Here is a 19,039-nt window from a genome sequence, read left to right as displayed (position 1 = left end):
GATCTTGCACTTGGTGCCCCCGATATGGGTGAGTTGCCCCCTTCTGTCGGGGCCGAAAGTGCAAGATCGCGGCAGGGCGAGGGTGGCAACACCGTTGCGTTTAGCGCCGTGAGCGGGAGGCAAGCCCCTTTTCGAAGATTGTGATGTCGGCGTGGAAGGTGTAGGTCTGCGTGGTTGCGGGGTGCTGTCCGGCGTTCGGGCTGTACTTGCTGGTCGGGTTCTTGCGGGAGCGGGCCTTGATTCGAGGGCGGCGCCAGGCGGGTAGGAGGTCGGCCAGCGCGGCGTGGCCTATCGTGCCGAGGAGGTCGGTTGAGCTGCCGGGAAGGATTCCGCTGGCGGTGGTGATCGTGTCGGCGGCGGCGTCGATGAGGACGGTGAAGCTGATCCGGTCCATGTCCAGGCCGGGCTGGGTGCAGGTGGCGTCTGCTGCCGCGCGGATGAGGGCCTGGTAGGCGGTGAGCAGGGCGTACACCTCCTGCTCGATCCCGGGGATGCTGCGGGAGCGCAGGACGCGGCCGTCGAGCATGGTCGCTTTGATCGAGAAATACGTGGTTTCGGCCTGCCAGCGTTCGTGGTAGAGGTCCACGAGTTCGTGGGCGGGGTAGCGGGTGTGGTCTGTCAGGCTGGTGATCAGCCGCCACTGCTCGCGCCGCAGGCTGCCGTCGGCCAGTGTGACGGTGACCTGCGCTTCGATGACCCGCACCAGGATGAGAGCGGGTAGGCTGCCGTAGCCGATGCGGGCCAGGTAGGAGCCGTCGGGTAGGCGACGCTGGATGGTCGGGCAGCGGCGGGCGGATGAGCGGACCAGGAACTGCGCGCCGGTGGCGCCGACGTCGCGCAGGAATTCCGCGGCGTCGAAGCCGGCGTCGGCCAGCAGCAGCATCGTGCGGTCCAGGACGCCCAGAAGCCGCCGCGCGTAAGCCAGTTCGCCTTCTGTTTCGGGGCCGAAGGCCGCGGCGAGCAGGGCGCGGGTCCCACACTCGATCACCACGAGCAGCCGTAGCAGCGGGTAGCCGAACTCCAGCTTGTCTCCTACGCGTTTGGGGTAGCGCCAGGTGACCCGTTCCTCGTCGGGCACGTGCAGGTGGGTGCCGTCGATGGCCACGGTACGCAGGCCCCGGTAGAACACGCCGGGCTGGCCGAGCAGACCGACGGCACCGGCCAGGGTCTCGAACAGGCGCCGTAGCGGCGCTACTCCGACCCGGCGGCGAGCGCGTGACAGTGAGGAGATACTCGGCCGCGTCAGGCACAAGCCGGCCAGGGCCGCGGTCAGCTTCCCCCACGTCGCTCGGTAGGAACAGCGGTCGAGCAGGGCGAGTGCGAGGACGAAGTACACCACGACCCGAGACGGCAGCAGCCGCAGCCGCTTCTCGCGTGTCCCGGTTTCTTCCAGCACCGCGTCGACCAGGTCGAAGTCGATGATCTGGGTCAACTCGCCCAGATGTCCGGGCGCGTGCACACCCCCGGCTACCTCGATCGACCGGGTGATGACAGACTTCTCCTGCAACGGGACTCCTGAGGCATGATCTTCTTGCTCGACACAAGTTGATCTATCAGAAGTCCCGTTCGCGTCTTCAAAGTCCCCCTTGACTCATCCGCCGATCGCCAAACGCAACGGCGTTGGCGAGGGTGGCGGGCGGTCAGGGGAGGCGGACGCGGGCGGCGCGGAGGCGGGTCAGGGTGCGCTCGCGGCCGAGGACCTCCAGGGACTCGAACAGCGGCAGGCCGACCGTACGGCCGGTGACCGCGACCCGGACCGGGGCCTGGGCCTTGCCGAGCTTGAGCCCGCGCTCGGCGCCGACCGCCTCCAGTGCCGCCTTCAGCGACTCCGCGTCCCAGGGCTGGAGCGCCTCGAACGCCGCGATCGCCGCGTCCAGCAGCTCGGCCGCGCCCTCCTTCATCGCCTTGGCCCACGCCGCCTCGTCGACCAGCGGCGAGGCCAGGAAGAGGAAGTCGACGTTGGCGACGATCTCGCTGAGCACCGCGATCCGGGTCTGGGCCAGCGGGGCGACCGCGGCGAACGCCTCGGCGTCGAACTCCTCCGGCTGCCAGGGCGGGGGCGCGATGGTGTCGGTGCCGGCGAGCCAGGGCCGGCAGGCCGCCACGAACTCGTCCAGCGGCAGGGCCCGGATGTACTCGCCGTTGAACGCGCGCAGCTTCTTCTCGTCGAAGAACGCGGGGGAGGGGTTGACCTCCTCCAGCCGGAACTCCTCCTCGATCACCGACCAGGGCACGATCTCCCGGTCGCCCGACGGGGCCCAGCCGAGCAGCATCAGGTAGTTGCGCATCGCGTCGGCGAGGTAGCCCTCGTCCCGGTACGCCTCCAGGGCGACCTTGTCCCGCCGCTTGGACAGCTTCTGCCGCTTCTCGTTGACCACCACCGGCACGTGCGCCCAGACCGGCGGCTTGACCCCGAGGGCGTCCCAGAGCAGCTGCTGCTTCGGCGTGTTGGGCAGGTGCTCCTCGGCCCGGATCACGTGGGTGATCCCCATGGTCATGTCGTCGACGACGTTCGCCAGCAGGAACACCGCCGACCCGTCGCCGCGGGCGATGACGAAGTCCTCGATCAGCTTGTTCTCGAACGTCGGCTCGCCGCGGATCAGGTCGACGACCACCGTCTCGCCCTCGTCGGGCGTACGGAAGCGCAGCGCCCGGCCCTCGCCCGGCGGCAGGCCCCGGTCGCGGCAGAAGCCGTCATAGCCGGTGTACTGGGAGCCGGTGCGCGCCTGCACGGCCTCCCGGGTGCAGTCGCAGTAGTACGCGCGGCCCGCTTCGTGCAGCCGCCGGGCGGCGGCGCGGTGTTCGGCCGCGTACGACGACTGGAAGTGCGGGCCCTCGTAGCTGCCCCGGGCGACGCCGATCCACTCCAGGGCGGACAGGATGCCCTCGGTCCACTCGGGCTTGTTGCGCGCCGCGTCGGTGTCCTCGATGCGGAGCACGAACACCCCGCCCTGCTGCTTGGCGTAGATCCAGTTCTGCAGGGCCGAGCGGGCGCCGCCGACATGGAACATACCGGTCGGCGAGGGGGCGAAGCGTACACGTACCGTCACGTCCCCAAGCCTACGGCGGCCGGCCAGCGGATTCCGTCAGGGGTACGAGCCAGGGGGGCGCCATAGGCGGTCGCCCATCGTGTGCGCAAGGCCCCTCGGCGTGTCTTTTCCGATCCCGTCCTGGTACGTCCGTTTTTGCGCATAGAGTGCGGAATATCGCGGATGTCCTCAGTGGGGGAAGAACAAAGATGATCCTCGTGGAACGCAGTGCGCACGTGATGGCGCCGGTGGAAGCGGTCTGGGACGTCGTGCAGCGGGCCGAGCAGTTGCCGGCCTGGCTGGCGGGGGTCCGCGCGGCCGAGGTGCTCTCGGGTGAGGGCTTCGGCCGGCGGCAGCTGGTCCAGGCCGGGCGCGGCGCGGCGCACGAGGCCGAAGTGATCGCCTACCAGGAGCCGACCCTGATCGGCTGGCGGGAGCGCGCCAGGGGCGCCGGTGCCCGGGCCGAGGCCCGCACCGAGATCTACGTCCAGCTCACCTCGGACGAGGAGGAGGGCGGGACCATCGTGCGGCTCATCGTCGTACGGTGGCCGGCCGGCCCGGTCAAGGCCGCCCTGCTCCGGCTCGGGCTCCGCAGGGTCGGCGCCGACCTGGAGGAATCACTGGCCCGGTTGACCGACCTGGCCGCCGTCGGCTGACCGGACCGGTCCCGGCGTCGCCCGCGATGGTGATGGTCCGGCGTTCCCGCCAGGGACGCCGGACCATCGTCGTTCCGCTCCTCGTCATTCGCGACGCATGTCCTCCGCCCGGATCGTCTTGCCGACAACGACCGGCGCGGCACTGATCGCGGCGAGGGCCGCAAGCCCGGCGAGCGGCAGCATTGTCTTGAGGGTGCCGCCGTACCAGCCGCTGTACCGGCCGTTGAGCTGGAGCCATGCGTTGCCGGCTACGTGTCCAACCGCCACGGTCACCACGAGAACGGCAATGAGAGGCAGCGTAATGTGAAACAGTTGGCTGGCGCGCACCGAGCGGAGCGGCATGCCCAGCACCAGGAGGCTGATGACGTCGCGGCGGCGATCGATCGCCCGGTCGACGACGGCGATGAGGAATGCCGCAGCGCCGAGGAAAAACCCGATCATGACGCCGGTGCTGATGGTTCCCCGATGTGCCCGATATGCCTCGAGCGCGGGAATGTTGCGCAGTTGGACATCAATGGCGGCCGTAGGGTCGTTGGCCAGCACGGCCGACTTGAACGCCTCGACGTTTGACTCCGGCTCCGCCACCACAAAGTTCAGCAACAGATTTTCAGGCCAGCCGAACCGCGGTCGCTCCGCCGCGACGAGGATCGCACTGCTCAAGTGCAGCTGTGACTGCTCAAGGTCGTCCACCACAAGTGAGGCCTCCGGCGTCCGGTACGAGTTGCTTTCACCCTTGTCATCGGCGAACTGCACCATGACCCCCGGCGGGATGTCCTCGGCGGTGTTGTGAAGTTCGGCGTCGACTAGGCGGTAGTCTGCACCGTCGCGACAGCCGGGGAGCGCGGATTTGGTGATAACTCGAATCTGCGCGCAGGGCGCCGTCACCATAGCCACCCCGAACATCGCTACCCGGTCCGCCGCCGTCGTCGGCGGACCGACGTTGGCAGGCGGCCTGGCGATCGAGTACTGGACGGTCCAGCGGTGCTGCGCGGGAACCAGGGCTACCTTCTCTCGAACCTGAGGCGTCGCCGCCCGCCGCGCGTCAACCGTCACAGTGAATGCGTCGACCTCCGGGCCCGCAGCGAGTTCGTCATCGCGCAGGACGCCAGCGCTGATGCCGCCAACGAGCACGAGCACCGCCAAGCCGGACAACAGCCGCAGGGTACTCGAGGGTGTGCAGCTCAGCCGGCGGCCGGCGAGTCGGAGCGTAAGAGGTAGGGAGGGATGAGCGACCGCCCGGGCCGTCGACGAGACGATGGGTCGGATCGCCAGCACGACACCTACCCCGGCGAGGACCATGCCCGTGAGCACCATCGCGATCTGGACATCCGTGTAGACCACCCGGGTGGTTCCACCGGTGGTGACCCGTCGCAGGATGACGGGCAGCATGAGACCGAGGCCGAGAATAAGGGGGAGTAGCAACCACCAGCGGGCAGGTGGTTCCTCCACCGCAGCCCGCGCCGCAACCGGTCGGTTCAGGCTCTGCCGCAACCCCAGCGCCCCCACCAATGCAGAAACGACGGCGGCGAGCAGCACTATCGCCGCCGTGCCGGCGGCCCCGACGTCGCTAACTTCTGGGTACCACGTGAACCCGAGGGCGCCACTGCGAGCCACTGGAGGGGATAGTTGCTCATAGAGCAGAACGCCGACCAGTGCGCCGAACCCGCCGGTGATGGCCGATTCGGTTGCGGCGATCCGCAGCACGTGGCTGCGGCGCAGTCCGATCAGGCGCAGGGCGGCATAGCGCCGGGCCCTGGTCGCCGCAGCGAGGCGGCCACAGACAACCACGTAGATCAGCGCAGGCGTGAGGACCAGGACGCCGAGTTCACGTGCGACGCCGTCGAACGTTTCGCGGACGATGTCGTCCTGAAAGCCGACCCCAAACCCGGATGCCTCGCTGCCGCCCTCCAGGCGGTCGGGTGTCACACCGACGTAAGCGAACATTTCGTCGGGGGCTAGCAGGCCCTCGGCGGCGATCTCACTCGTTACCCGTCCCGGAACCCGTGCACCTAGTTCGGGATGGTCGGCGAGCAGGGCGGCTGCGGACGGGGAGGCGATGATCTCGCCAGGACCCGGAAATCTCTCGACTCCCGGCGGCGGCACGGCGTCAGTGCCTAACGGGGCGAGAAGGACCCGGCTGAATCGTTGTCCCTTCCAGGAGTCTTCCACGAGGGCGAACATGAACGTCGGCTTCGCGCTGCCCGCCTCGCCTGCGGGAGCAGGCAACCGGCCGGACGAGGCGGCGGCACGGTGATCGAGGACCGACGGCAGCATTACGACGAGGGTCGTGACGGCCACGCCGACCGCCATACCCACTGTCATCAGAGCGAGACGTGTGATCCCCGCCGCGCCTCCGCCGCGTACCAGGCGGATGGCGAGAGAGAAGGTGCGGCTCATGAGGTCGCCACGCCGTCACGCATCTGGACGACCCGGTGCGCGCGTGCCGAGATCTCCGGATCGTGTGTCACCAGGACGACGGCGGTCTCGTCAACCGCCGCCAGATCGAGCAGCGCGTCGAGGACGAGAGTGCCGTTCTGGCTGTCCAGCGCGCCAGTGGGCTCGTCGGCGAACAGGACGCGGGGCCGGTGCGCCATGGCGCGCGCGACGGCGGCGCGTTGCGCCTGCCCGCCGGACACCTTGGCCGGGCGGCGTCCCGCCTGCTCCGCGATGCCGAGCCGATCCAGCAGTTCGTCCACTCGTGCTTCACGTTCCCGGCGCGAAACGCCGTTGAGTTCCAAGGGCAATGACACGTTCTCTCGGAGTGACAACTCAGGTACGAGTTCAGCGAACTGGAACACGAACCCGAACTCGCGGCGACGCAAATCGGAGCGGACGTCGTCGTTAAGCTTCGTGAGGATTCTGCCGTCAAACTCGACCTTGCCGCCATCGGGATCGAGCAGCCCGGCCATGCAGTAGAGCATCGTGGACTTGCCGGAACCGCTCGGGCCGACCAGGGCTAATACCTCGCCGCGGTGGACGGTGGCGCTCGCTCCTGCGAGCGCCACCGTCTTACCGAAGCTCAGCGTCAGTTTTTCCGCTGAGAGCACGGTTTTCCTTAACTACGCAGGAAACAGTTATCGGTTGAGTCGAGCCGAGACGTCGCAGGTGTCCGATCCAAGATCGTCAGTGCATACCTGATAGTAGCCGTAGCTCGAGTACGTCGTCGCGGAATCGTAGAACTCGCGATTCTCGGACCCACATCCAGCCGCGCTGCCGTTGCTGTCCCCGCGCTGGCTGGACCAGCTCAGCCCGTGCACCCGGCCCTGGCCGTAGACGCCGTTGCCGTCTGCGGAGTCGTCGCAGACGCTTCCCCAGACGTGCAGGCCCCCGTGGCCGGTACCCTGCGGATAGAACTCCCACTGCCCTGAGAAGTGGCCCGTGCCGTTGTCGAGATTCAGCGGGCCGCTGCCCAATGCGTGGGCCGTGGATGCGAATCCGAGTACGAATGCTGCGGACAGGCCGGCGGTAGCGACTAGTTTCTTACCCCTGGTCAAGGGTGTACCTCCCCGTTTGGCGCTCAAGAAATTCGACGATTCGAGGGTGGGCGCCCGAAGAGATCAACCATAAACCTCAATCTTTTACAACCCTGCTACCCTCCGTGTTCGCTGGAATGGTGGACGGCTGCTAGCCGCTGATGGCGTCTATTGATGGTCGCGTCGAGCAAGACGGGTCGGACTTGGTGGTGTTGTTACCCCATCGGCCAGATTCGACTCAGGACCCGGCCGATCACCCGGTCCTGCGGTATGGGCCCATACTCACGGGAATCCCGGGCCACCCCACGACCGTCGCCCATCACATAGACCGTCTCGGCCGGTACGGTGACGGGGGAACACTCGGTCCGGTCTTTCGCGTTCAGGTAGGCCTCCTCGACCTGCTCGCTGTTGCGGTACAGTCGGCCCCGGTCGCACGAGAGTTGGTCCCCGGGGAGTCCCACCACGCGCTGGAGAGCGCTGGCCATGCCATCTTCGCCGCGAAGCAGTACGACATCGCCGTGGTTGAGGTGGAGCAGGCGGAACGCGATGCGGTCGACCACGACACGGTCGTCGACCCGTAGCGTGGGCTCCATCGCAATGGACTGAACCGGGGTGAGGCCGACGACGAACTGCTGAATCAGTACCCCGGCCACGGCTGCCACCAGCGCCGAGGCGGCCAGCCGTTGCGACAGTCGCATACGCCTGACCGGGCTAATTTGGGCAGCCCGTCGCCCCTGCCGCTCGCGAAGCACGACGCGGAGGGAGCTCATCGTCCAGCGGACCGCTTCGATCGTCCCGGTCGTCTGGTCGTGCTCGGCGAGGATTGCCTCGCCCCATGCTCCGCCGCGATTGCCCCTGCCACGCACAACCGCTACCAGCAGCGCGTGAGAGGCGGCGCGGATCCGTCGCTGCATTCCGTTGGCGGTCATCGGGCGTATCCGCTCAGCGGCGTGAGGAAAGCCTCCATCGCTTGGCGTAGTCGCCCGGTGGCCGGTTTGGCCTGTACTGCCTCGGTCCGTGCGGTTAGCCGCTCCCGTGCCAGCCGCATGCCCTCGCCGGTCAGACGGTAGGTGTGCCGGGCCGGCAGGCCAGGGCGGGCAGGCGGGGTCCACTGCGCGTCGAGCAGTTCGCGTTCCGACAGTCGCATCAGGATCGGGTAGAGGGTGCCGGAGGCAAGGCCGGTCTCCTTGCTCAGGTCGTAGCCGTACCGCCATTCCTGCGGATCGTGCAACAGGGCCTGGAGGACGCGCAGCGTCTGGGGGGAGGTGTCTCGGATGCGCGGCATATCCAAACTCTACATACCTAGAGCATGCCGGTCCATCGTTTCGTGGAAATCAATACGCCGTTGCCGGCCATCGAGACGAGGGCCCGGCGCGGTATGACCACCGCGCCGGGCCCTGTCGCCGTACGGCCTAGCTGTCGCCGCCGGTCTCGCCGACCGGGGCGGCGTTGACGTCGTCGATGGCGTACTTCTTCGCCGCCTCGGCCGGCACGGTGGCCGGCACCGCGCCGCGCAGCGCGAGCTGCCGCAGCGCCGCGACCGTCACCGACTCGGCGTCGACGTGGAAGTGCCGGCGCAGCGCGTGCCGGGTGTCGGACAGGCCGAACCCGTCGGTGCCGAGCGAGGTGTAGTCACCCGGTACCCAGCGGGCGATCAGGTCCGGTACGGCGCGCATCCAGTCGCTGACCGCGACCTTCGGGCCGTCGGCGTCGGCCAGCTTCTGCTGGAGGTACGGCACCCGCTGCTCGGCGCCCGGGTTGAGCAGGTTGTGCTCCTCGCACTCCACCGCGTCCCGGCGCAGCTCCGTCCAGGAGGTCACCGACCAGACGTCGGCGGCCACCCCCCAGTCCTGGGCCAGCAGCTGCTGCGCCCGCAGCGCCCACTGCATGCCCGTGCCGGAGGCCAGGATGTTGGCCCGTGGCGCGTTCCCCTCGACCTGCGGCGCCGGGGCGTAGCGGTAGATGCCCTTGAGCAGCCCCTCGACGTCCAGCTCGGCCGGCTCGGCGGGATGGTAGATCGGCTCGTTGTAGATGGTGAGGTAGTAGAAGATGTTCTCCTGCTTCTCGCCGTACATCCGGTGCAGGCCGTTCTCCACGATGTGCGCCAGCTCGAACGCGAACGCCGCGTCGTAGGCGACCACCGCCGGGTTCGTGGCGGCGAGCAGCAGCGAGTGGCCGTCCTCGTGCTGCAGGCCCTCGCCGTTGAGCGTGGTCCGCCCCGCGGTCGCGCCCAGCACGAAGCCCCGGGCCATCTGGTCGGCCGCGGCCCAGAAGCCGTCGCCGGTGCGCTGGAAGCCGAACATCGAGTAGAAGATGTACAGCGGGATCATCGGCTCGCCGTGGGTGGCGTACGAGGTGCCGGCGGCGGTGAACGAGGCGACCGAGCCGGCCTCGTTGATGCCCTCGTGCAGGATCTGCCCGGTCGTCGCCTCCTTGTACGACAGGAACAGGTCCCGGTCCACCGACGTGTACCGCTGGCCGTGCGGCGAGTAGATCTTCTGCGTCGGGAACAGCGAGTCCATGCCGAAGGTGCGGGCCTCGTCCGGGATGATCGGCACCCAGCGCTTGCCGAACTCCTTGTCCTTCATGATGTCCTTGAGTAGACGCACGAAGGCCATGGTCGTGGCGATCTTCTGCTTGCCGGAGCCGCGCTTGACGTCCGAGAACCGCTCGGTGGCCGGGATGGCCAGCGCCTTGTGCTCGGTCCGCCGCGTCGGCAGGTACCCGCCGAGCTGCTGGCGGCGCTCCTTCAGGTACGCGATCTCCTCGGACTTATCGCCCGGGTGGTAGTACGGCGGGAGGTACGGGCTCTCCTCCAGCGCCTTGTCCGGGATGTCCAGGTAGAGCCGGTCGCGGAAGAGCTTCAGGTCCTCCAGCGTCAGCTTCTTCATCTGGTGCGTGGCGTTGCGGCCCTCGAAGTGCGAGCCGAGCGTCCAGCCCTTGATCGTCTTGGCCAGGATCACCGTCGGCTGGCCGGTGTGCTCCATCGCCGCCTTGTACGCCGCGTAGAGCTTGCGGTAGTCGTGGCCGCCCCGCTTGAGGTTCCAGATCTCGTCGTCGCTCAGGTGCTCGACCATCTTGCGCGTGCGCGGGTCGCGGCCGAAGAAGTGCTCCCGGACGTACGCCCCGGACTCGGCCTTGTAGGTCTGGTAGTCGCCGTCCGGCGTGGTGTTCATGAGGTTGACCAGCGCGCCGTCGGTGTCGGCGGCGAGCAGCGGGTCCCACTCGCGGCCCCAGACGACCTTGATGACGTTCCAGCCGGCGCCCCGGAAGAACGCCTCCAGCTCCTGCATGACCTTGCCGTTGCCGCGGACGGGGCCGTCGAGCCGCTGGAGGTTGCAGTTGATGACGAAGGTGAGGTTGTCCAGCTCCTCGCGGGCGGCCACGCCGATCCCGCCGAGCGACTCGACCTCGTCCATCTCGCCGTCGCCGAGGAACGCCCAGACGTGCTGCTGCGAGGTGTCCTTGATGCCGCGGTGGTGCAGGTACCGGTTGAACCGGGCCTGGTAGATGGCGTTGAGCGGGCCGAGGCCCATGGAGACCGTGGGGAACTCCCAGAAGTCCGGCATCAGCCGCGGGTGCGGGTACGACGGAAGGCCGCCGCCCGGGTGGGACAGCTCCTGCCGGAACCCGTCGAGCTGGTCCTCGCTCAGCCGCCCCTCGAGGAACGCCCGCGCGTACATCCCGGGGGAGGCGTGCCCCTGGTAGAAGATGTGGTCGCCGCCGCCCGGGTGGTTCTTGCCGCGGAAGAAGTGGTTGAACCCGACCTCGTACAGCGACGCGGAGCTGGCGAACGTCGAGATGTGCCCGCCGACGCCGATCTCGGGGCGCTGCGCCCGGTGCACCAGCATCGCCGCGTTCCACCGGATGTACGCCCGGAGCCGCCGCTCGACGTGCTCGTCACCCGGGAACCACGGCTCGCGCTCCGGCGGAATGGTGTTGATGTAGTCGGTGGTGGTCAGCGACGGCACGCCGACCTGGCGCTCGCGGGCCCGCTCGAGCAGGCGCAGCATGACGTACCGGGCGCGTTTGGTTCCGCGCTCGTCGATGACACCGTCAAGCGACTCGACCCATTCGCTGGTCTCTTCGGGGTCGATGTCCGGAAGCTGGCTCGGCAGACCGGCGGTGATCACCGGGCGCTTGCGTTCCGTAGCCACTGGCGTTCCCTCGGTTGTGTGTGTGGGATAGGTCTCTAGCGTCATCCTGCCCCGTGGTGGCGGCTCCCGTCACGTCTGGCTCCCCCAGACGCGATGTCGGACACAGGTACCCGCCAGTAACTTTCCGCTGGCCCGGGGTCTCCGTGACGGGGTTGCCCTGCTCTCCTAGTGCTGTGTCCACTGACGTTCACCGGGTCTCCGGTGGGGTGTTGTGGATCCTCGCTTGTTGGGCGAGCGACTCCCCACTGGTCGGTGGGGCGGGCCACAGCGGGCCATCTTGACCCGCACGCCGCCGGGTGGGCGGCGGGGGTCAGGTCGGGACCGGCCAGCGCCGGGGAGGTGCCGGCCGGCTCGACGGTGCGTGACCATCCCGGGCAGCACGATGGCTGTGGGGGTGGTGCGTCCGCCGCCCGGGATACGGGTGGCGATGCTGGCCGCTGCGACGAGGTCGCGGTGGCCGGTGAACTGGCAGTGCGGGCAGGTCAGGGTCCGCCCACGCGGCTTCGGTATCCGCTGGCGGCAGGTGGGGCAGGTCGAGGACGTGCCGCGTTCGTCGACCAGGTGGACGGTGATGCCGGCGAGGGTGGCCTTGTCGGTCAGGATCTGCAACAGTCGGCCGATCTGCCACTGCCGTAGCCGCAGGTTGTGCCGCCGCCCGGCCGGCAGGTCCAGCACACCGCGGGGGTCACCGACGTGCAGCACCCCGACCCGCTGCTCGACAGCCCACCCGACGACGGCGCGGGCGGCCTCGTGCTGGGCCTGGCGCACCCGCCGCCGGTGCCGGCCCTCCACCGCCCGGGCGCGGGCCCGGTATCGGCGCCACCGCCGTGACCCCCGCTGACCGGGTTTCGGTGCCCGGCGGGCGACGGCACGGTGGCGGGCTTTGGTGTCGGCCAGGTGCATGCGATGCTCGGCGCGGATCGCCCGCCCGGACACCAGCAGCGCCTGCCCGCCAGGGCCAGCGACGGCGTACGGGTGGATGATGCCGATGTCCACGCCCGCGACCCTGGCAGGGTCCGGCCCCTCACCGGGCGGGTACACCGCGACCGGGACCTCGGCGGTGACGTCGAGGAACAACCGGCCGCCCTCGCACAGCAGGGTGATCGAGCGGACCTGCTCCACCGGATACGGCACCTGACGCGCCAGCCGCACCCACAACGCGGTGGTGCCTCTCGCGGTGGGGATACGCACGCGGTGGCCGTCGAGGGTGAACGTGCCGTGGTACCAGCGCACCGGCACCAACCCCCGCCGCCGCCTCGGAAACCGCGCCGACGCGTCACCGGCCCTGCGTTGTTTCGCCGCCGCGAACCACGCATCCGAAAACCGCCGCAACACCGACCGCGCACCCGTCGAGTCCAACTCCGCGAAAGTCCCCGCACCCGAGGCCGACAATTCCCGACACAACTCCTGATAGCCCGCCAGCGGGGCGTCGTGGCGGCGCCGCCGCCACGCGTTGACCTCCAGCACGCACGCCCATACGTCACCGGCCGACCGCAGCAGGCCGAAACACCGCCGCCGCTGCCCCGCCGTCACCCGCAACGCGACACGAGCGGTGCGATGCACCACCCGCGGCGCATCCGGATCCCGACGACGAGGCACGAACCGAAGCCAACACCACCAGTACGACAATTTTCACCGCCGACGAACCCGGCAAACGTCTGTGGACACCGCACTAGCCTCGGGGCCATGACGACGCGACGGGCGCTGGCGAGCGTACTCGTGCTGGCCGGCGGGCTGGCCCTCCCGCTGGCCGTGGCCGGGCTGGCCCGGGGCAGGGCGGGCATGGTCCCGCTCGGGCTGCTCGGGCTCGCCCTGCTGGCCGTGGGGCTGGCCTTTCTCTCCTCGGCCCGCGGCGACCGGCCCCGGCACGGCTACGCCTCGACGGCCCCGCGAGGCCGCTCCGGCGGCGGGTACGACGCGACCCTGCCGGCCGGCCCCGTCGGCGCGTACCACCCGAGCGGTGACTCCGGCTGGTCCGGCGGCGCGGACTCCGTCGGCGGTTCGTCCGGCGGCGCGGACTCCGGCGGCTGGCCGGGCGGCTGGTCGGGCGGCGGTTCGTCCGGGGGCGACGGCGGTTGGTCGGGTGGCGGTTCGTCCGGGGGCGACGGCGGCTGGTCGGGTGGCGGTTCGTCCGGGGGCGACAGTGGCGGTGGCGGCGGCTGGTGACCTGGCCAGGGGTTTCACCACTCCGAGTCCCGCGCTCGCGCGCCCCTGCCTCGCGCGCTGCGTCCCCGCGCTCCGCGCTCCGCGCCAAGATCGTGCTCAATCCGTGAAGTAGTGGGATCGAGCGCGGGACGAGGCCACTCCATCAACGATCGAGTGTGATCCGGTAACGGGCGGGGCGGCCGAACCACGGCGCCCGGCGTGGGGTGTCGCGTTGCTCCCGGCCCGTGGCCCCCGCTGCGGCAGAATGCGGGGGTGCGCACTGAGGTGATCACCGTTCAGACCGGGTCCCGGCCGACCGTCCGGGACATCACCGCCGAGGCCGAGCGGTTCGTCTCCGGCCAGGGGGACGGGTTGCTGCACGTCTTCGTGCCGCACGCCACGGCCGGGCTCGCGCTGATCGAGACCGGATCCGGCTCGGACGACGACCTGCTGCGTGCCCTCGACGACCTGCTGCCCGCGGACGGCCGCTGGCGACACCGGCACGGCTCGCCCGGCCACGGGCGGGACCACGTGCTGCCGGCCTTCGTCCCGCCGTACGCGACCGTGCCGGTGGTCGGGGGGCGGCTCGCGCTGGGCACCTGGCAGTCGATCTGCCTGGTCGACACCAACGGCGACAACCCCACCCGCCAGGTCCGCCTCTCCTTCCTCGCGGCCTGACCGCGGGGAAGGGCGCCGGGACCGCAGAAGCACGCACATTCACGGAATGCCCGGCCATACGGTGCCCCGAAGGGACAATCTCCGTGAATCTGCCGCTGCGCGGGTGGGCGGCCCGCCCGGGCCCTGCACCAGCTCGACCCGGACCGCCCGTTGCCGGCCCGCGACCTGGCCGAGCAGTTGCGCTGCGACCGGTCGAACGTGACCGGGCTGGTCGACAAGCTGGAGCGGGCGGGCCTGGTGGAGCGCCGGGTCGACCCGGCGGACCGCCGGCAGAAGACGTTGGTGGTGACCGAGGCCGGGCGGCGCATGCGCGGCCGCGTCGATCAGGTGATGTCGGACTCCCGACTCCTCGCCGGGCTTACCGAGCAGGAGCTGACCGCGCTCCGCGAGCTGGTCTGGAAGATTTCCGACGGCGGCTGCCCGGAGCCGTGCGGGCCGGAGTGAGGCGGCCCGTCCCGGGCGGATCGTGTCCGGGTGGGCGAGGTGACCCCGCGTCGGTAATGCTGTCCGACGTGACCACCCCGCAAGATCTCGACGACCGGTTCCGGGAGTCCCTCGCCGCGCTCGCGCCCGCGGCCCGGCGACTCGACCCCGCCGAGCCCGTGCGCGACGGCTCGCCACTGACCGGGGCGCAGCTGCTGGACCTCTTCGACGCCCAGGTCACCAGCCGGCAGCTCGACCTCGCCGGGCGGTGGCTGCGCAGCTTCGGCGAGGGCTTCTACACGATCGGGTCCGCCGGCCACGAGGGCAACGCCGCGGTCGCCGCCGCGCTGCGCCCCGGCGACCCGACATTGCTGCACTACCGCTCCGGCGCGTTCTACTGCCTGCGCGCCGCCCAGGCCGCGGGCGGGGGCGCCTTCCTGACCGAGGACGGGGCCACGACCGGGGGCGGGGAGGGCGCGGACGACGTCCCGCCCACCGGTCCCGGGAACCGCGACCGGGACGCCCCGGACCACGCCGCGCCGGCCGGAGGGGAGGGGCGGGCGGGGCTGGCCGATGGTCCCGCCGGGGCCGAGCCGGTCGCCGGTGACGGACCGGCGGGCGACCGGGAACCGGCGGCCACCCGCCCCGCCGAGGCCGGCCCCGCCGTCACCGGTTTCACCGCTGAGGCCGACTCCACCGTCACCGGTCCAACCGCCGAGGTCGGCCCCGCCGGGGCCGGCTCTGCGGATGCGTACGCCGAAGCGGCGCGGGACGTGCTGCGCGGCATGGTGGCCTCGGCCCGCGAGCCGATCGCCGGGGGCCGGCACAAGGTGTTCGGCCGCGCCGACCTGGCCGTCGTGCCGACCACCTCCACGATCGCCTCGCACCTGCCCCGGGCCGTCGGCGTGGGCCTGGCCCTGGAGCGGCTGCGCCGGCGGGACCCGACGGCGCGACGGGCCGGGGCGAGCCGGGCCGGCGACGACGTCCCCCCGCCCCGGTCACCGTGGCCGCCCGACGCGGTCGTGGTCTGCTCGTTCGGCGACGCCTCGGTCAACCATGCCAGCGCCACCGCCGCGTTCAACACCGCCGGCTGGTACGACCACACCGGGCTGCGCATCCCCGTGCTGTTCGTCTGTGAGGACAACGGCCTGGGCATCAGCGTCCGCTCGCCGCAGGGCTGGGTGGAGGCGACCCTGCGCGCCAAGCCGGGGATCCGCTACTTCGCCGCCGACGGCAGCGACCCGGTCGGGGCGTACGAGGCGGCGGTGGAGGCCGTGGGCTGGGTGCGCCGGCACCGGCGGCCCGCCGTGCTGCACCTGTCCACCGTACGGCTGATGGGGCACGCCGGGGCGGACGCGGAGGCCGCGTACCGCAGCTCGGGCGAGATCGCCGCGGACCTGGCGCGGGACCCGGTGCTCGCCACCGCGCGGCTGCTGGTCTCGGCCGGCGTGGCCACCGGAGAGGAGCTGCTGGCCCGGTACGACGAGCGCGGCTGGCAGGTACGCCGGATCGCGGAGGAGGTGATCGGTGAGCCGAAACTCGCCTCGGCGGCCGACGTGGTCGCCGAGATCGCGCCCCGGCGGCCGGCCCGGGTGGCCCGCGCGGTGGCCGACGCGGCGGCCCGGGCCGGCGGGCCCAACGCCGCGGCGCGGGTCGAGGCGTTCGGCGGCAGGCCGCCGGAGCTGGCCGGCCCGCTCACCCTCGCCCAGAGCATCAACGCCGCGCTCGCCGACGGCATGCTCGACCACCCCGGCATGGTCGTCTTCGGCGAGGACGTGGCGGCCAAGGGCGGCGTGTACGGGGTGACCAAGGGGCTGCGCGACCGGTTCGGTCCGGCCCGGGTGTTCGACACGCTGCTCGACGAGACCTCGATCCTCGGCCTCGGGCTGGGCGCGGGGCTGGCCGGGCTGCTGCCGGTGCCGGAGATCCAGTACCTGGCGTACCTGCACAACGCCGAGGACCAGCTGCGCGGCGAGGCGGCCACCATGCGGTTCTTCTCCTCCGGGGCGTTCCGCAACCCGCTCGTCGTCCGGGTGGCCGGGCTGGCGTACCAGGAGGGCTTCGGCGGGCACTTCCACAACGACAACTCGCTCGCTGTGTTGCGGGACGTGCCGGGGCTGGTGATCGCGGTGCCGGCCCGCCCGGACGACGCCGGGCCGATGCTGCGTACCTGCCTCGCCAGCGCCGCGGTGGACGGCAGCGTGTGCGTCTTCCTGGAGCCGATCGCGCTCTACCACACCAGCGACCTGTACGCCGACGGCGACGGCGAGTGGCTAACCGGGTACGCGGAGCCCGGCGCGTGGGCCGGCTCGCACGTGCCGGTCGGCCGGGCCCGGGTGTACGGGGTCGGCTCAGCCGAGGACCTTACGATCATCACCTTCGGTAACGGCGTGCGGATGTCGCTGCGCGCCGCCGCCGCCCTGGCCGACGAGGGGGTCGGCGCCCGCGTGGTCGACCTGCGCTGGATCGCGCCGCTGCCCGTGGCGGACATCGTCCGGGAGGCCTCGGCGACCGGCCGGGTGCTGATCGTGGACGAGACCCGTCGGTCCGGCGGCGTGGGCGAGGGGGTGATCGCGGCGCTGGTCGACGGTGGGTACGTCGGCGCGGCGCGGCGAGTGGCCGGAGTTGACTCATTTGTACCATTAGGTCCGGCGGCCCGCCAGGTGCTGGTCTCCGAGGAAGCCATTACCCAGGGTGCCCGTACGCTGCTGGCGCGGTAAATTCCGTTCCACCCGGTGCGCCACTTGCGCAGGGAGGCACGAGTGTGTGGACTTTGCCTGACGGCGTCGCAGCGATGCCGCGAGCAGGGATGAGATGAGGAGGCACGCGACAGTGAGCGCGACCGCTGGTCAGGCCGCCGACGGGGTACGCAGCCTGGCGGACCGGTTCGGGATCGAGCCGGGGATGGTCGTCATGGAGATGGGGTACGACGAGGACGTCGACCAGGATCTCCGGGACGCCCTGACCGACCGCTGTGGAGATCTGGTCGACGAGGACACCGACGAGGTGGTCGACGCGGTGCTGGTCTGGTACCGCGACGGCGACGGTGATCTCTTCGAGCTCCTCGTCGACGCCCTCGGCCCGCTGGCCGACAACGGCGTCGTGTGGCTGCTGACGCCCAAGGCCGGGCGGGACGGCCACGTCGAGCCGAGCGAGGTCGCGGAGTCCGCGCCCACCGCCGGCCTGCAGCAGACGTCCACGGTCAACGCCGGCCGGGACTGGAGCGGCGCCCGGCTCGTGCTGCGCCGGGGCACCAAGGCCAAGAAGTAGTCGGCGTACCGGCCCCTCCGCGGGCCGGGCCACAGTAGACGGGGCGTGCCGGTTATGGCAGGCTGACGCCACCCCTAAACCTGACACCCCCAAGGAGTACGCATGCCTATCGAGGTTGGCGCCGAGGCGCCGGACTTCGTGCTGAAGGACCAGAACAACCAGGAGGTCCGGCTGTCGGACTACCGCGGCAAGCGGACGGTGCTGCTGGTCTTCTACCCGCTCGCCTTCACCGGTATCTGCCAGGGTGAGCTCTGCGAGGTGCGGGACAACCTCAACGAGTACGTCAACGACGATGTCCAGGTGCTGACCGTCAGCGTCGACTCCATCTACACCCACAAGATCTGGGCCGACAAGGAGGGCTACCAGTTCCCGCTGCTGGCCGACTTCTGGCCGCACGGCGCGGTGGCCCAGGCGTACGGCGTCTTCAACGACGTCGCGGGCATCGCCAACCGGGGGACGTTCGTGATCGACAAGGCGGGCGTCGTCCGGTTCGCCGAGATGAACATGCCGGGCGAGGCGCGCGACCAGCAGGGCTGGCGCAAGGCCCTCGCGGAGGCCGTGGCCGCCTGATCCCAACCAGGTACGCCGTTGCGACGGGCCGGGGGCCGGCAGGTAAGCTTGCCGGACTCCGGCCCGCCGTGCGGGGCGTTCCGGGCGCGTAGCTCAGTGGGAGAGCACTCGCCTTACAAGCGAGGGGTCGCAGGTTCGAAACCTGCCGCGCCCACCACCAACCACAGCGCCGCCGCGATTCGGATGATCGAGAATCCGGCCGCTGACAGCAATAGTGACAGCAACGAGGCTCACGACAGCCGCCCGTCGAGCTTGCCGAGCGCCGGGCGCATGACGTCAAGGTTGGCGTGCGAGTAGATCTTCAGGGTGATCTTCACGTCGGCGTGGCGGGCGATGGCCTGTACGACGTGCGGGGCGATCCTCCGAGTTCGGCAACACGTGCCCGGGGCGGATCCACCCCCAGCGGCACCCCACCGCTGGTAGGCGGCTTACACCCGCCTGCGGACCCACAGAACGATCGCGGTCGCGACAAACAGGATCGCCCCCACCACGAAGAGCCAGAACAGGCCCTTGGCCACGAGCCCGACGATCACCAGGACCAGCCAGACGAGTAGCAGGGCGATGAGCAGCGCGATCATGGCGCCGCATACCCGTGTGTGGCCCACGCAAACGTCGTTCCCGTAACAGCGTGAGGTAGG

At 70.5% G+C, this 19,039-nt stretch carries 15 protein-coding genes, 1 tRNA gene and 1 pseudogene; 8 read left to right on the top strand and 9 right to left on the bottom strand.

The features are described 5' to 3' along the window. Nucleotides 1-100: 100 nt before the first annotated feature. Nucleotides 101-1,507, bottom strand: a complete 1,407-nt coding sequence (locus JD77_RS04025) for an IS4 family transposase (RefSeq protein ID WP_145773096.1) — start codon at nucleotides 1,505-1,507, stop codon at nucleotides 101-103. 133 nt (nucleotides 1,508-1,640) lie between these two features. After that, nucleotides 1,641-3,050 (bottom strand): glutamate--tRNA ligase, encoded by a 1,410-nt coding sequence (gene gltX, locus JD77_RS04020; RefSeq protein ID WP_145773095.1) that lies wholly within the window; start codon nucleotides 3,048-3,050, stop codon nucleotides 1,641-1,643. A 188-nt stretch (nucleotides 3,051-3,238) separates the two neighbouring features. On the opposite strand from gltX, the gene JD77_RS04015 reads away from it, so the two are divergent. Beyond that, the gene (locus JD77_RS04015; RefSeq protein WP_145773094.1) at nucleotides 3,239-3,685 is read left to right on the top strand and encodes an SRPBCC family protein; all 447 of its coding nucleotides are present in this window, start codon (nucleotides 3,239-3,241) and stop codon (nucleotides 3,683-3,685) included. Nucleotides 3,686-3,769: 84 nt separating this feature from the next. Here JD77_RS04015 and JD77_RS04010 read toward each other — a convergent pair whose 3' ends face one another. From JD77_RS04010 to JD77_RS03985, 6 genes are all read right to left on the bottom strand, one after another. Next, the gene (locus tag JD77_RS04010; RefSeq protein ID WP_145773093.1) at nucleotides 3,770-6,082 is read right to left on the bottom strand and encodes an FtsX-like permease family protein; all 2,313 of its coding nucleotides are present in this window, start codon (nucleotides 6,080-6,082) and stop codon (nucleotides 3,770-3,772) included. Further along, complete coding sequence (locus JD77_RS04005) at nucleotides 6,079-6,732, bottom strand: ABC transporter ATP-binding protein (RefSeq protein ID WP_145773092.1); 654 nt, start codon at nucleotides 6,730-6,732, stop codon at nucleotides 6,079-6,081. The genes JD77_RS04010 and JD77_RS04005 overlap by 4 nt, the downstream gene beginning before the upstream one ends. A gap of 641 nt (nucleotides 6,733-7,373) precedes the next feature. Further along, on the bottom strand, nucleotides 7,374-8,087 hold the full coding sequence (gene lepB / locus JD77_RS04000) for a signal peptidase I (protein WP_145773091.1): 714 nt from the start codon (nucleotides 8,085-8,087) through the stop codon (nucleotides 7,374-7,376). Next, a complete protein-coding gene (locus JD77_RS03995; RefSeq protein WP_145773090.1) occupies nucleotides 8,084-8,443 on the bottom strand; it encodes a PadR family transcriptional regulator in 360 nt (119 codons plus the stop codon). Before JD77_RS03995 ends, lepB begins: the two co-directional genes overlap by 4 nt. A gap of 127 nt (nucleotides 8,444-8,570) precedes the next feature. Continuing rightward, nucleotides 8,571-11,315, bottom strand: coding sequence for a pyruvate dehydrogenase (acetyl-transferring), homodimeric type (aceE, locus tag JD77_RS03990; RefSeq protein ID WP_145773089.1), 2,745 nt, complete (start codon nucleotides 11,313-11,315; stop codon nucleotides 8,571-8,573). 165 nt (nucleotides 11,316-11,480) lie between these two features. Then, nucleotides 11,481-12,881 carry an RNA-guided endonuclease InsQ/TnpB family protein gene (locus tag JD77_RS03985; protein WP_145773088.1) on the bottom strand — a complete coding sequence of 467 codons (1,401 nt, stop codon included), beginning with the start codon at nucleotides 12,879-12,881 and terminating at the stop codon, nucleotides 11,481-11,483. A gap of 120 nt (nucleotides 12,882-13,001) precedes the next feature. Here JD77_RS03985 and JD77_RS32725 point away from each other — a divergent pair, with 120 nt between their 5' ends. From JD77_RS32725 to JD77_RS03950, 7 genes and pseudogenes are all read left to right on the top strand, one after another. Further along, the gene (locus JD77_RS32725) at nucleotides 13,002-13,481 is read left to right on the top strand and encodes a hypothetical protein (RefSeq protein ID WP_211372480.1); all 480 of its coding nucleotides are present in this window, start codon (nucleotides 13,002-13,004) and stop codon (nucleotides 13,479-13,481) included. Between the two features lie 252 nt (nucleotides 13,482-13,733). Beyond that, nucleotides 13,734-14,138 (top strand): secondary thiamine-phosphate synthase enzyme YjbQ, encoded by a 405-nt coding sequence (locus JD77_RS03975; RefSeq protein WP_145773087.1) that lies wholly within the window; start codon nucleotides 13,734-13,736, stop codon nucleotides 14,136-14,138. A 114-nt stretch (nucleotides 14,139-14,252) separates the two neighbouring features. Continuing rightward, nucleotides 14,253-14,582, top strand: a pseudogene (locus tag JD77_RS03970) (MarR family winged helix-turn-helix transcriptional regulator); the annotation flags it as partial. Nucleotides 14,583-14,773: 191 nt separating this feature from the next. Further along, the gene (locus JD77_RS03965; RefSeq protein WP_387227111.1) at nucleotides 14,774-17,281 is read left to right on the top strand and encodes a transketolase C-terminal domain-containing protein; all 2,508 of its coding nucleotides are present in this window, start codon (nucleotides 14,774-14,776) and stop codon (nucleotides 17,279-17,281) included. 112 nt (nucleotides 17,282-17,393) lie between these two features. Further along, the gene (locus JD77_RS03960) at nucleotides 17,394-17,831 is read left to right on the top strand and encodes a DUF3052 domain-containing protein (RefSeq protein WP_145773084.1); all 438 of its coding nucleotides are present in this window, start codon (nucleotides 17,394-17,396) and stop codon (nucleotides 17,829-17,831) included. A 102-nt stretch (nucleotides 17,832-17,933) separates the two neighbouring features. Continuing rightward, nucleotides 17,934-18,401 (top strand): peroxiredoxin, encoded by a 468-nt coding sequence (locus JD77_RS03955; protein WP_145773083.1) that lies wholly within the window; start codon nucleotides 17,934-17,936, stop codon nucleotides 18,399-18,401. Between the two features lie 82 nt (nucleotides 18,402-18,483). After that, nucleotides 18,484-18,558: transfer RNA gene (locus tag JD77_RS03950), tRNA-Val, on the top strand. Nucleotides 18,559-18,829: 271 nt separating this feature from the next. Here the strand turns inward: JD77_RS03950 and JD77_RS31840 are convergent. Further along, complete coding sequence (locus tag JD77_RS31840) at nucleotides 18,830-18,979, bottom strand: hypothetical protein (protein WP_170286372.1); 150 nt, start codon at nucleotides 18,977-18,979, stop codon at nucleotides 18,830-18,832. Between the last annotated feature and the right edge of the window lie 60 nt (nucleotides 18,980-19,039).

This window comes from Micromonospora olivasterospora (genome assembly GCF_007830265.1).
GTDB classification, from domain to species: Bacteria; Actinomycetota; Actinomycetes; order Mycobacteriales; family Micromonosporaceae; genus Micromonospora; species Micromonospora olivasterospora.
This window is presented reverse-complemented; position numbering and strand designations above follow the sequence as displayed.

Excerpts from the sequence above, each read along its gene's own strand:
- JD77_RS04015 (WP_145773094.1), top strand. The coding sequence starts at position 3,239 with ATGATCCTCGTGGAACGCAGTGCGCACGTGATGGCGCCGGTGGAAGCG.
- JD77_RS04010 (WP_145773093.1), bottom strand. The coding sequence starts at position 6,082 with ATGAGCCGCACCTTCTCTCTCGCCATCCGCCTGGTACGCGGCGGAGGC.
- lepB (WP_145773091.1), bottom strand. The coding sequence starts at position 8,087 with ATGACCGCCAACGGAATGCAGCGACGGATCCGCGCCGCCTCTCACGCG.
- JD77_RS03995 (WP_145773090.1), bottom strand. The coding sequence starts at position 8,443 with ATGCCGCGCATCCGAGACACCTCCCCCCAGACGCTGCGCGTCCTCCAG.
- JD77_RS32725 (WP_211372480.1), top strand. The coding sequence starts at position 13,002 with ATGACGACGCGACGGGCGCTGGCGAGCGTACTCGTGCTGGCCGGCGGG.
- JD77_RS03955 (WP_145773083.1), top strand. The coding sequence starts at position 17,934 with ATGCCTATCGAGGTTGGCGCCGAGGCGCCGGACTTCGTGCTGAAGGAC.
- JD77_RS31840 (WP_170286372.1), bottom strand. The coding sequence starts at position 18,979 with ATGATCGCGCTGCTCATCGCCCTGCTACTCGTCTGGCTGGTCCTGGTG.